Consider the following 13,377-nt stretch of genomic DNA (forward strand, 5'->3'; position numbering starts at 1 on the left):
GAAATGAACGAATTTGAAAAATGGGGACCATGTACAAAGGCGGTACACGTTGGTTCAGAACCTTGTCCAGCTACAGGAGCACTAGTGGCACCTATATATCAAACTTCTACCTATGCTTATGAAAGCACAGATGAAGCAGCGGAGGTATTTACGGGGCAAAAGTTTGGATATCTTTACGGAAGAGATCACAGCCCAACGGAATACCAGCTGGAAGAAAAGCTTGCAGCCTTAGAGGGAGGAGAAGCATGTAAGTTTTTTGCATCGGGAATGGCTGCCATTGCAAATGCACATATGGCATTATTAAAAGCAGGAGATCATGTAATATGCGGAGCTGTTGTATATGGGGGAACTTATGGATTATTTGACAAGATGCTTAGACCCTTTGGAGTAGATGTAACTTATGTGGATACCTCAGATATAGAAGCTTTAAGAAAAGCATTAAAGCCTAATACAAAGGTTGTTCATGTGGAAACTCCAGCAAATCCTACTTTAAAAATAACTGATATAGCAGAAGTTTCGAGGTTTTGTAAAGAAAATAATCTAAAGCTCATTGTAGATAATACATTTTGCACACCCTATGTCCAAAGACCCTTAGAACTTGGAGCAGACATTGTAGTTTATAGTGCTACTAAGTACTTAAACGGCCATGGAGACTGTATTGCAGGAGCTATAGTAGGGTCAAAGGAATTTATAACAAAGGGGCTTCATGAAGGAATTACAAAGCTTGGAGCATTAATCTCTCCATTCACAGCTTTCCTTGTAAAAAGAGGAATGCAGACACTAACCCTTAGAATGGATAAACACTTATCAAATGCAATGAAGATTGCAGAGTATCTTGAAAACCATCCTAAGGCTCAATGTGTAATATACCCAGGGCTTAAGTCTTTTCCTCAACATGAACTTGCAAAGAAGCAGATGAAGGGCTTTGGAGCCATGATATCACTAGAAGTTAAAGGCGGGCTTGAAAATGCTAGAGCTTTATGTAATAACCTTAAGATGATAAAAATAGCAGTAAGCCTTGGAGATGTAGGAACGCTTATAGAGCATCCAGCCACAATGACACACAAATCGTTACCAGTGGAAGAAAGAAAGGCAAGTGGAATTACCGATGGACTAATAAGGCTTTCAATAGGAATCGAAGACCCAGAAGATATTATTAATGATTTAGAGCAGGCCTTTGAGAAAATTTAATATAAATCTAATAACAGAGTATGGAGGTTAATATTCATGGAAAAACGTTTGTATTCAGTAGGAGTATGGGCATTTGGTTCCTGCAGTGATAGGTTTTGTGAAGCTGGATATCATGAAGGCAGAACTTTTAAAGAAAAGGTAGAATGTGCAAGCAAAGTAAAGGGGCTTTCTGGTATAGAAATACACTATAATGGAGATTTTACAAAAGCAAATGCAGAGGAAACTAGAAAGATAATACAAGATGCAGGGCTTAGAGTATCAGCAATAAATTGTGAAACCTTTGGAAATAGAATTTTTGCTAAAGGAGCTTTGACTTCAACAGATTCTAAGATAAGGCAAAGTGCCATAGACATTGTAAAAGCAGCGGGTGAAATGACAGAATATTTCGACGCATCTCTTGTGAATTTATGGCCAGGAGCTGATGGGTTTGATTACTCCTTCCAAATAGATTTTGTAAGAGAATATGAGCTGTTAATGGATTCTATAAGACAAATTACAGAGGCTAATCCCAAAGTTAAGTATTCTCTAGAATACAAATTAAGAGAGCCAAGAATGAGGTCCACTATTGGAACAGCCTGCAAGGCATTAGCAGTTACAAATGAAATTTCTAAAGAAAATTTGGGAGTTACTTTGGATTTTGGTCACTCTATTGCAGCAAAAGAAAGTCCAGCTGAAGCAGCAGCTTTCTTAAGTAGATATAATAAATTATTTCATGTTCATTTAAATGATAATACAAGAGATTGGGATGACGACTTAATTACAGCTTCCTATCATCTATGGGAAACATTAGAGTTCTTATATTATTTAAAGAAATGTAATTACAATGGGTGGATAGGCTTTGACATGTCCCCTTGGAGAGAAGATCAAATAAAGGCTGTTGAGCATTCTATAGAAATAGTAGAAAAAATGTTTGGATATGTAGATGAGATAGATGATGAAGAATTAAGTGAAGCTCTTAAAGACACCAATGCTCTTAGAAGTCACAGACTTTTATGGGATAAATTATTTAAGTAAAGGTGAAAGGGGGGAGAATTATGTATTGTATGGACATGACTGGAAAGGTAGCAATCATTACAGGGGGAGCAAGGGGTATAGGCAGAGCGATTGTAGAAGCTTTTGTGGACTGCGGCGCAAAGGTTGTTGTAGCTGATATAGACTTTGAAGAAGCATCAAAGCTTTGCAAGGAAATAGGTGAAGAAATAGCCCTGGCAATAGGCTTAAATGTAACTAAAAAAGAAGATGCTGAAGACATGGTGAAGAAGGCTGTAGAAAAGTTTAAACGAGTGGACATATTAGTTAATAATGCAGGGACTTCAACTATGGATTATGTTGAAGACATCAAGGAGGAAGACTGGGATAAGATAATGGATATTAATGCAAAAGGGGTACTTTTATGCTCTCAGCCAGTGCTGAAGTTTATGAAAAAGGCGTCTATAAAGGGAAAGATAATTAATATAGCTTCTCAAGCAGGAAAAAATGGCTATAGATGTATGGGAAATTACTGTGCTTCAAAGCATGCGGTAATGGGACTGACAAAAGTTATGGCGGTGGAAAATGCTAAGTACGGTATAAATATTAATGCAGTATGTCCAGGAATAATTGAAACGGATATGAAAAGAAGAGAAAGAGTTTGGGGCGGAGCTTTAAGAAAAATGGAGGCTAAAGACATAGAAAACGAAGATAATTCTCAAGTGCCACTAGGAAGAACGGGACAGCCTGAAGATGTAGCAAATGTGGTAATGTTCTTAGCTTCTAAATATTCAGATTATATGACGGGCCAAGGAATAAATGTCACTGGTGGAATGACAATGAACTAATAATATTTTGAGAATGGAATAATTAAAACTAACTATCTTGCCTTTAAAATAATTATAAATTTATATGGGGGATGTAAAATGAAAAAAAGCAAACTCAGAAATATTATAAGTATGTCCTTAGTTTTAGGTATGGCTTTGATATCTTTATCAGGCTGCGGATCAAGTAAAAGTGATAAGGCTGAAACTATAAAAGTAGGATATATTGGAGCTCTTTCAGGAGATACAGCTGTTTGGGGTCAAGCTGGATTAAATGGTATGAAACTTACAGCAAAGAAGATTAATGCTGAAGGCGGAATACTTGGCAAGCAAGTTGAAATAGTATCTCTTGATGGACGTGGCCAGCCAGTTGACTCAGTTAATGCTTTTAATAAATTAGCAGATCAAAAAGATGTTATTGCAGTTATTGGAACAAACTTCTCAAGCTGTAATATTGCAATGGCGCCTATTGCGGATTCAAAGAAGATTCCTTTAATTGCAACAGCAGCGTCAAATTTAAGGGTTACAGTTGATGAGCAAGGAAACTTACATCCATACTCATTTAGAATAGGATTTATTGATCCATTCCAAGGAGAGGTTCTTGCAAACTTTGCATCAAAAGAATTAAAAGCTAAAACTGCTGCAGTTATGACTGACGTTGGTTCTGATTACTCCACAGGACTTACATCATACTTCATTGAAAGTTTCCAAAAGAGCGGCGGAACTATTGTAGAAAAAGCAACAGGACACTCAGGAGATAATGATTTCCGTGCGCAGCTAAGTAAAATTGCTCAAAAGAATCCAGACGTTGTTTTAGTTCCATGGATTTATAAAGATGTTGCTTTAATTGTTAATCAAGCAAGAGAACTTGGAATAAAATCAGTATTTCTTGGTGGAGATGGCTGGGACTCAAAGGAAATTTTAACCATGGCTGGACCAGCACTTGAAGGCTGTTATTATACATCACAACCATCCTTTGCAAGACCTATTACAAAACCATATCATGATGAATATGTGAAAGAATTTAATAATTTAGTTCCTGAAACAGAGGCGCTTTTTGCACATGACGGACTTTATTGGATAAAAGATGCATTAGTAAGAGCAGGAAAAGTTGATAGAACAGCATTAAGAGATCAATTAGAAAAGACTGAAAAATTTGATGGACTTCTTGGAAGTATGAGCATTGATCCAAAAACTCATAATCCAGCTAAGCCATGCAGCATTTATCAAGTTAAAAATTCTAAATTTGAATATGTTGGAGATTTCCAGTAAGTTTAGTTTGTTTTAAGAAAGTGGGACTGTCTCAAATGGAACTATTCATAATATGTACTTAAGCATTGTGAGATAGTCCCACCAAATCATAGAGGAGGAGGGGCGTAGATGTTACTTCAGCAGATTATAAATGGTATTTCAATTGGTGGAATTTATGCACTGCTTGCTACAGGTTATGCACTTATATATAGTTTGCTTGGATTTTCTAACTGGGCTCACGGCGATGTTGCCATGCTAGGTGCCTATATGGGACTTTTAAGTGTTACCACAGGCAATATGCCATTCTGGCTTTCTGCTATTATTGCAGTAATGGGTGCAGGAATAATTAGCATATTAAATGAAAGAATTGCATACAGGCGCATTAGAAATAATAATTCACCTACAATGTTTTTAATGATAGCAGCTATGGGACTATCAATAACCTTTCAAAATGCAGTGATGTTATTAATTGGACCAAAATTTAAGACATTTCCTCCAGTGTTTCCTGTAAAGGCATTGTCCTTAGGAAACGTAAAAATAGGAGTTCTTGATATATTTTCACTTCTTATTGTACTTACAGCATTAATTTTACTCTCGTTTTTAATTAATAAAACTAAATTTGGCCTTGCAGTTAGGGCGGTATCTTCAAATATGAGAACAGCTTCAATTCTTGGAGTAAACGTTGATAAATATATAATGCTTGTATTCTTTCTTTCTGGAGCACTTGCAGGAGCAGCTGGGATGCTCCTTGGAATGAAATACACTGTATATCCACTTATGGGAAATACCTCACTAAAGGCATTTATAGCATCAGTGCTTGGCGGCCTTGGCAGTGTTCCCGGAGCGATAATCGGTGCTTTTATTATTGGACTAATGGAGACTTTTGTATCTGCTTATATTAACACAACACTTAGGGATTTGTTTGTTTTTGGACTTCTTGTATTAATTCTTCTTGTTAAACCTACTGGTCTTTTGGGTAAAGAAGTGGAAGATAAAGCTTAAAGAAAGTTGGTGAAAAAATGTCAGGATATGTTGGAGGAATAATTATACTTGTAGGTATTAACATAATAGCTGTTCTTGGAATATCAATACTCACAGGCTTTACAAGATTGTTTTCCTTTGGTAATGCAGGCTTTATGTCAATAGGAGCATACACTTCTGCAATTTTAACAACTAAGTTCCATGTTCCATTTGTTATGGCAGTGATATTAGGTGCTTCTATGGCCTCTATTTTAAGCTATGGACTTGGAAAGCTTACATTAAATCTTAAGGGAGACTATTTTTTAATTACAACCCTTGGTTTTGGAGAATGTACAAGAGTATTTATGGAGTATATGGATAAGTATACAGGGGGAGCAAGGGGATTTGCAGGTATTAAACAAAGTACTTCTATAACAGTTGTCATAGTTTCTGTTATACTTGCAGCCTTTTTAGCTTGGAATTTCACTCATTCAAAGTATGGAAGAAACTTAGTTGCAGTTAGAGAACAGGAGGTAGCTGCAGCTGCGTCTGGTGTTGATGTGGTAAAGGCAAAGCAAATGTCATTTACTATCAGCGCATTTCTTGCAGGGTGGGCAGGGGCATTATTTGCTCATTACTATACCTTTATAACTCCTGCAATGTTTAATCTTGATAAATCATCAGAGCTCACCATAACTGTTGTTATTGGTGGTCTTGGAAGCTTAACAGGCTCAATTATATCCACAGTAATACTTACGGTGCTTCCAGAGGTTATGAGGGCTTTTGCAAGTTATAGAATGTTATTTTATGGACTCGCAGTTGTTCTTGTTATAACACTAAGACCAAGCGGACTTATGGGATATAGGGAATTCTCACTTTCAGGTATTAAAAGGCTTTTTACCAAAAAGCATACTGCAGAGGTGAATAAAAATGAGTGAAATAATTTTAGAAATGAAAAATGTAAATAAGCAGTTTGGTGGAGTAAAGGCAATTGATAATTTTTCCGTTGAGCTTGAGAAAGGTAAAATCCACGGGCTGATTGGTCCAAATGGAGCTGGTAAGACAACAATATTTAATAATATCACAGGTATTTATGCACCTACATCAGGAACCATTCATTTTAACGGCAATGATATAACTGGACAAAAGCCTTTTATGATTGCAAGGATTGGTATAGCAAGAACCTTTCAAAACATAAGATTGTTTTCCCAGGTATCTGTTCTTGAAAATATTTTAATAGCAAGTCATATGGATGCAAAATATAATTTTTTTACTGCGGTAACTCATATAGGTAAGTATAGAAAAAATGAAAAGGATTTAAAAGAAAGAGCGATAAATTTACTTAAAATACTCGAACTTGACCATAAGATAAACGATTTGGCTGGAAGTCTTCCCTATGGTGATCAAAGGAAGGTTGAAATAGCTAGAGCACTTGCCTTAAATCCAAAGCTTCTTCTTCTTGACGAACCAGCGGCAGGTATGAACCATGAGGAATCAAAGGAGCTTGTTAATTTCATAAAGGAATTAAAGGAAAAATTCAATTTGACAATACTGATGATTGAGCATCATATGGACGTAGTTTCGGGACTATGTGAAAATGTAACGGTTCTGAATTTCGGTAAGACTATTGCATGTGGCAATACAGATGAAATAAAGAATAATAAGGTAGTTATAGAGGCGTACCTTGGAGAGGGGGAGAACAGCGATGTTAAAGGTAGATAATTTAAGAGCAAGATATGGTGGAATTAACGCAATAAGAGGAGTAAGTATAGAAGTTAATGATAATGAGATAGTAGCCATTCTTGGTTCAAATGGAGCAGGAAAATCAACCTTGCTTAAATGCATTACAGGGCTTATGAAATGTGAGTCAGATGGCATTACCTTTGATGGCAATAAGATTCCCTCGTCTCCTTATGAGGTAGTTAAAATGGGAATTTCCCATGTTCCAGAGGGAAGGCAGATATTCCCTAATCTTACTGTTTACGAGAATCTAATGGTAGGTGCGTTTCTTAGGAATAAAAAGAGTGAAATAGAAAAGGATTTAAAACATATATATGAACTTTTTCCAATATTAAAGGAAAGAGAACAGCAGTATGGAGGGCTTTTAAGCGGCGGAGAACAGCAAATGCTTGCAATTAGCAGAGGACTTATGGCAAAGCCAAAACTGCTTCTTCTTGATGAACCATCCCTTGGACTTGCTCCAATAATTGTGAATCAAATTTTTGAAATTATTAAGGAAATCAATAAAGAGGGAACAGGAATTTTGATTGTTGAACAAAATGCATATAAGGCTCTAAGGATATGTGATAGGGCATATATGTTAGATGTTGGCAAGATTGAAGATACAGGTACAGGTAAGGAACTCCTGGAGAAAGAAGATCTAGCAAAACATTATCTTGGAGAGTAGAGATAAAAGAAGCAATAGAATAATCCATTGCTTCTTTTATTTGCGTGCGTAGAGTAAAATATTATCAGGGGATGAGTGGAATTAAATCCATATTATATGAAAAACATGTAATTAATTCACGTACATGTCCTCTTAAATGGGATTAAGTTCATAAATTACAAACAACCCACTATTGTTGTTAATATAAAGTTCATATTATTATTAACATGCAATGGCGAAAGGAGAGAATTTATGAACAAACTATTTCAACAACGTATAGCAAGAATGCTTATTGTATTTATGATTACTGTAATGCTTCCTGTCAGGGTATTTGCAGCTGGTGAAGACGGCATAGTAACTACTGCACAAGAAGTTTCAGAAAACATAAATATAGAATCAGAAGAATTGGAAGCAAAAATAGTTGGGGAGGTAAAGGAAAAAAGAGAGAAAAACGTTAAATACTTTTTTAAGGACAATGGAACCTATGAGGCTGCAATTTATAATACTCCAGTGCATTACTTAGAAAATGGAGTATGGAAGGATATCGATAACAGCTTAGTAGAGGAAAAGGATGAAGAAAACAGTAATGTTTTAGGTAACAAGGAAAACGATTACAAAGTGAAAATAGGAAAAAATTCTAATGCTAAAAAGCTTGTAACAATTGCAAAGGATAACTATGAACTTTCTTGGAATATAGAAAATCCCAAAGAGTCCCCTGCTCGGGTACAAGCTTTAGAAGAAGAAAAGCTCAATGAAGATACAGAGAAAGAAGTAGTAGAGGATTTAGAAAATAACAAGGCATTAAAAAAGAAATCACAAGCAGAAAAAGAAAAAATAAAAAACAACGCCATTGAAAATGAAAAGAAGAAAATTGTTAAAAACACCTCATCTTCAGTAAAGTTTACTGAAATTCTTGAAGGGGTGGACTTAAGCTATGATATTTTAAGTGATAATGTAAAAGAAAACATAATTATAAACAAGCCTATAGAAAATCCTACATTTAAGTTTAATTTATACATAAAAAACTTAATACCAAAACTTCAAAAGGATAAAACCATAATATTTTATGATGAAAAGGATAGTAATAAAGCAGTATTTATGATGAATGCACCTTTTATGGTGGATGCTAAAGGCGAGCATAGTGAAAATATAGAAATAACTTTAGAACAAAGTAAAAAGGATTATAATTTAACAATAATTCCAAACAAGGAATGGATAAATAGTCCTGATAGAGAATTTCCAGTGGTTCTTGATCCGCCAGTTAGAACAGACTTGGGTATTACCAGTATTCAAGATAGTTTTGTAGGTTATAATGTAGCTGGAAACAATTATAGCAATGCTATATCCCTTGGAGTAGGAAATGGAAGCGGCTCAGGAACTACAAGAAGCTTTTTAAAGTTTCAGCTTCCAGCTGATTTAAATAAGCCAGGTTCCGTAGTTGTAAATGCAAAGCTTAACTTGGCACTATATAAAACTAATCTGGAAAGTAGACAAATAAATGTACATAAGGTCTTAGGAGATTGGCAGTCAAGTACAATAACTTGGAGTAATAAACCTGATTATTATGCCAATGTGGAAGATTATGAAAATGTAAAAGGTGAACTAGGAACTTGGTTTGATTGGGATATAACAAGTATAGTAAGAGAATGGCTAAAAAGCGGAAAAAATTATGGGGTTATGCTGAAGTACGATAATGAAAGTACGGGATATAATGAATTTTTTTCCTCAGACTATGGGGATGAAATAGGCAGACCTCAAATTATTATACAATATGTAAACAATTCAGGACTTGAAAGTTATTGGACTTATCAATCACAAAGTGCTGGCAGGGCGGGTACTGGATATATAAATAGTGCAAATGGAAATTTAGTATTTGTTCATAATGATTTATCCATGAGCGGAAACAAAATGCCAGTAACTATAAACCATGTATATAACAGCAATGATAGAGCATCCAGCATAGGTTATGGTAATGGGTGGAGATTAAATTTAAATCAAAGGGTAACTCCTAAAACCTTTTTTAATGAAACCTGGTATGAATATATAGATGAAGATGGGACACTGCACTATTTTTCTCCAAGCTCAGAGTCTGGAGTTTATAAAGATGAATCAGGAATAGATTTAACTTTAAAGAAAAATGCAGATGAAAGTTTTACTATAGAGGATAAAGAAAACAATAAGCTAATTTTTAATTATGGGGGGTATCTAATAAAGATACAAGACAGTAATGGAAATACGCAGCTCTTATCCTACGATGGAACCGTATTAAAAACCATCAAGGATGGAGCAGGAAGACCTACAGAATTTATTTCATCAACTGCCGGATATTTACTTGAAATTATAGATCCAAGTAAAAGAAAAACCATTTTTGGTTATACTGGAACAAAACTCACTAAGATAATTTATCCAGACAAAAGAGAAGTATCTTATAATTACGATAGCAATAATAACTTAACAGATGCAATAAATATTGATCAGTACAAAATAAATTATGGGTATTCTCCTAATGCTCCTTACTTAGTAAATAAGGTACAGGAATTTGGAACAAACAATAGTTCAGGATCAAATTTAAATTTGGTTTATGGCAATAATTCCACCATATTTACTCAAATAGTTAATGAAGACCCTGGTATAAGAAGAAATATATATCAATTTAATGACTATGGAAATACCATAAGCATTAAGGACAATGAGGATGCCACTGGAGTATCTTATAACTTTGGAAGAAATTTAGGTACAGACAAAAATAAATTGACTCTTGAATCTAAGCTTCAAAAAACTATTATAAATTATTAAAAAAATCATAATGTAGAAATTACAAATAACAGCTGGAGTGCAGGTAACGATTCAGTTTCAGTGGGAAGTTCAGCTTTCACTACAGAGCATAAATATATAGGAAATCAAGCCTTAAAGATAACAAAAACCAATAATACAGGGGCGCACTTTTATAAACAGGCAGTTACTCTGCAAAAGGGTAAAACCTATACTTTTTCTGGTTATATAAGGGCCAAAGATATTTCAAGTGCAAGCAAAAAGGGTGCAGTTTTATATGTAGAAAGCGGAGGACAGATAATAGCACAATCCAACTTTATAAGAGGAGACAGCGATTGGCAGAAGGTGGAGGCAACCTTTGCAATTCGACAAGATGCAGCAACGGCTGCTGTAGAAGTGAAAGCAGGAATAATTGAAGGAACAGGAACAGCCTACTTTGACTGTTTTCAACTTGAAGAAGGGGAAATTTCCAACAGATATAACCTGGTAGAAAACTCTGATTTTAATCTTGACAATGGAGCTGGAACCTATTGGAATAAAGCTAATAGTGATGCAAATGACAAGGTAGTAAGCACAGATAATAAATTAGCTTTTCAAATTAAGGGCTCAGCGGCTTTAAAAAAGAGCGTAAATCAAACCATAAAGGTTTCAGGTAAAAAGGGAGATACCTTCGTACTTAGCGGATGGGCTATAGGAAAGTCTGTACCTGTAACGGAAGAAGGGGAAAGACTTTTTGCATTAGATATTGGAATAAAAAAGAATAGTGGAGGATATCAGTATAAAGTTGTAACTTTCAACCCAGATTCATCTGAATGGCAGTATGCAGCAGATGCTATTCTAGCAGAAGATGATTATTCCGAGGTAAATGTATACGGATTGTACTACGGCAATTTAAATACGGCAAGCTTTGATAACATACAGCTTTATAGAGAGGAATTTGCACAAAGCTACAGCTATGATGATAAGGGTAACCTATCATCTACACAAAATTTAGCTGCACAGAAATCTGAATTTAAATATGACGGCAATAATAATTTAGTCAATGCCATAGATCCAAAGGGGTCAAATTTTAAATATACCTACGATGAAAAACATAATATAAAGACTGCAGCTTCTGGTGAAAATGTTATATATTCCTTTGATTATGATTCTAATGGAAATCCTGTAAAGGCAAAAATAGGAGATGACTCCCTATTTATAAATTCCGAATCTACCTATACTCCTAGTGGGAATTATATTTCTAAACTCACAGACGCATCTGGAAACGAAGTTAACTACACTTATTATGATGAAAATAAAGGAACTTTGAAAAATGTTGAGGATGCAAAAAAGAAGTTAACTACCTATACTTACGATGATAATACAGATATGCTGAAAACAGTATACAAAGATGCAGATCGACAAACAGTTAAAAACAGCTACGAATATAAAGATGATAAACTAGAAACCATAACTCACAATGGATTCAATTATAAATTTGAGTATGATGTTTTTGGTAATAATAATAAGGTTTCTGTAGGAGAGCAAAATTTAATAACCAATACCTTTGATAACCTAACAGGAAATCTTACTAATTCAACATATGGTAATGGACACATAACCTCAATTATCTATGACAACTTAGGAAGAATTACAGGCAGAAAATATAATGGATTAGAAAAATTTAAGTACTCCTACGATGCTTTTGGAAATTTAGGAAAGCATGAAGATTTAGAAAACGGTATAAGTTATAGATACTTCTATGACATGGCAAACAGGCTTACAAAGGTTGAGGACTCTAATAAAAACAGCACTGAATACAGCTTTGATATAAACAGTAATTTAAACAGTGCTACAGAAAAAATAAACAATGTTCCCTATGCTACAAAATATCAATATGATAGGGACAATAAGCTTAAGGACATATATTATGATAGATATAAAGTAGATAATTCAAAGGTTCAAAGCTTTTCTCTAAATAATAGCCTAATGGGGGACAAGGGAGTAAACCCTTATGATGAAAATGCAGTTTTTGAAAAGAATGATGATGGTGACACAGCCTTAGCTGCATATGAAGGTACTACTAATTTATTGAAAAATAATTCCTCCTTTGAAAACAGTACTTCCTCATGGGTTGTAGGAGATATGGGCAGTAATGGAACAGGAAAGTTTAGAATTGTAAACGACGGATTTTATGGAACAAAGGCTTTAGAATTATATGATTCAGATGGTCTATATGATGGAAGTAAGACTAATACTGCAGCATATCAATATGTAGAGCTTCCAGCAGCACTTTCAGCACCAAAGACTTATACTTTAAGTGCTTATGCCAAGAAAACAAGTTATGTAAATCCGGAGATATATGTAAATTTTATTGATGCTAGTGGAGAAGATCACTATTTTGGAAAAGGCGACCCAACAGTAATACCAGACGGAAAGTGGACAAGAATTAGTAAGTCCTTCACGGCTCCAGTAGGTACGAAAAGGATTGCAGTATTTGTTCGCGCTCAAGTACAAGATGAGTTTGTTGTTCGTTTTGATGGAGTGCAGCTTGAAGAAAAGAATTTCCCATCAGCTTATACCGAAGGTACTCTCCAGCCTTCAAAAGTGCTTTATGATTTAGGAATGAATAAAGCATCTGGAACCATGAGTGTTTGGTTTAATACTTCACAAAATGGTACTACAAGACATATTATAGGAAATCAAAAGGACACAGCACAACTATTTAATGTATATTTAGATTCAGGCAATAAGTTAAATCTTTCTATATTAGATAATGGAGCTTTTAGAAATGTAATTACCCTAACGGATACTCCTATAGAAAAAGATAAATGGAATTTTGTAAGTGTTACTTGGCGCATGGAAGGGGATACTTTAAAGTGTAAGCTTTACTTAAATGATAAGGCACCTAAAGAAGGCACTGTAGTAAATCCAGTAGATTTCACAGGAGCAGTGACAGCCCTTGGAAGCAGCATAAAGGGGACTCAGCAGCTTAATGGAAGGCTTCAGCAGTTCAGCTTCAGCAAAGAACTTTTAAATGATGAA

General features: G+C 35.0%; 10 protein-coding genes and 1 pseudogene. All 11 read left to right on the plus strand.

The window, feature by feature from the left end; genetic code table 11:
* Window positions 1–3 precede the first annotated feature (3 nt).
* Complete coding sequence (locus DP68_RS14110; protein WP_035310596.1) at window positions 4–1,191, plus strand: PLP-dependent aspartate aminotransferase family protein; 1,188 nt, start codon at window positions 4–6, stop codon at window positions 1,189–1,191.
* A gap of 36 nt (window positions 1,192–1,227) precedes the next feature.
* Window positions 1,228–2,205, plus strand: a complete 978-nt coding sequence (locus tag DP68_RS14115) for a sugar phosphate isomerase/epimerase family protein (protein WP_035310598.1) — start codon at window positions 1,228–1,230, stop codon at window positions 2,203–2,205.
* A gap of 20 nt (window positions 2,206–2,225) precedes the next feature.
* Window positions 2,226–3,008 carry an SDR family NAD(P)-dependent oxidoreductase gene (locus DP68_RS14120; RefSeq protein WP_035310600.1) on the plus strand — a complete coding sequence of 261 codons (783 nt, stop codon included), beginning with the start codon at window positions 2,226–2,228 and terminating at the stop codon, window positions 3,006–3,008.
* A 78-nt stretch (window positions 3,009–3,086) separates the two neighbouring features.
* Window positions 3,087–4,256 (plus strand): ABC transporter substrate-binding protein, encoded by a 1,170-nt coding sequence (locus tag DP68_RS14125; RefSeq protein ID WP_035310601.1) that lies wholly within the window; start codon window positions 3,087–3,089, stop codon window positions 4,254–4,256.
* Between the two features lie 108 nt (window positions 4,257–4,364).
* Complete coding sequence (locus DP68_RS14130; RefSeq protein WP_035310602.1) at window positions 4,365–5,237, plus strand: branched-chain amino acid ABC transporter permease; 873 nt, start codon at window positions 4,365–4,367, stop codon at window positions 5,235–5,237.
* Window positions 5,238–5,254: 17 nt separating this feature from the next.
* The gene (locus tag DP68_RS14135) at window positions 5,255–6,133 is read left to right on the plus strand and encodes a branched-chain amino acid ABC transporter permease (RefSeq protein ID WP_035310604.1); all 879 of its coding nucleotides are present in this window, start codon (window positions 5,255–5,257) and stop codon (window positions 6,131–6,133) included.
* A complete protein-coding gene (locus tag DP68_RS14140) occupies window positions 6,126–6,917 on the plus strand; it encodes an ABC transporter ATP-binding protein (protein ID WP_035310605.1) in 792 nt (263 codons plus the stop codon). The genes DP68_RS14135 and DP68_RS14140 overlap by 8 nt, the downstream gene beginning before the upstream one ends.
* On the plus strand, window positions 6,901–7,602 hold the full coding sequence (locus tag DP68_RS14145) for an ABC transporter ATP-binding protein (protein ID WP_035310606.1): 702 nt from the start codon (window positions 6,901–6,903) through the stop codon (window positions 7,600–7,602). Before DP68_RS14140 ends, DP68_RS14145 begins: the two co-directional genes overlap by 17 nt.
* A gap of 231 nt (window positions 7,603–7,833) precedes the next feature.
* Window positions 7,834–10,377: a DNRLRE domain-containing protein gene (locus tag DP68_RS19025; RefSeq protein WP_052085817.1), complete on the plus strand. Its 2,544-nt coding sequence runs from the start codon at window positions 7,834–7,836 to the stop codon at window positions 10,375–10,377.
* 15 nt (window positions 10,378–10,392) lie between these two features.
* Window positions 10,393–12,066 (plus strand): annotated as a pseudogene (locus DP68_RS19030) (carbohydrate binding domain-containing protein); the annotation flags it as partial.
* A 255-nt stretch (window positions 12,067–12,321) separates the two neighbouring features.
* Window positions 12,322–13,377: LamG-like jellyroll fold domain-containing protein (locus tag DP68_RS19905; protein ID WP_363330961.1), on the plus strand; the 1,056-nt coding region annotated here is incomplete at its 3' end.

Origin of the sequence: Clostridium sp. HMP27, from assembly GCF_000765165.1 — a bacterium.
GTDB lineage: Bacteria > Bacillota > Clostridia > Clostridiales > Clostridiaceae > Clostridium_AK.

Bases quoted from the DNA above. Each gene is read 5' to 3' on its own strand.
- DP68_RS19025 (WP_052085817.1), top strand. From the start codon at position 7,834: ATGAACAAACTATTTCAACAACGTATAGCAAGAATGCTTATTGTATTT.
- DP68_RS14115 (WP_035310598.1), top strand. From the start codon at position 1,228: ATGGAAAAACGTTTGTATTCAGTAGGAGTATGGGCATTTGGTTCCTGC.
- DP68_RS14145 (WP_035310606.1), top strand. From the start codon at position 6,901: ATGTTAAAGGTAGATAATTTAAGAGCAAGATATGGTGGAATTAACGCA.
- DP68_RS14110 (WP_035310596.1), top strand. From the start codon at position 4: ATGAACGAATTTGAAAAATGGGGACCATGTACAAAGGCGGTACACGTT.
- DP68_RS14140 (WP_035310605.1), top strand. From the start codon at position 6,126: ATGAGTGAAATAATTTTAGAAATGAAAAATGTAAATAAGCAGTTTGGT.
- DP68_RS14130 (WP_035310602.1), top strand. From the start codon at position 4,365: ATGTTACTTCAGCAGATTATAAATGGTATTTCAATTGGTGGAATTTAT.
- DP68_RS14135 (WP_035310604.1), top strand. From the start codon at position 5,255: ATGTCAGGATATGTTGGAGGAATAATTATACTTGTAGGTATTAACATA.
- DP68_RS14125 (WP_035310601.1), top strand. From the start codon at position 3,087: ATGAAAAAAAGCAAACTCAGAAATATTATAAGTATGTCCTTAGTTTTA.
- DP68_RS14120 (WP_035310600.1), top strand. From the start codon at position 2,226: ATGTATTGTATGGACATGACTGGAAAGGTAGCAATCATTACAGGGGGA.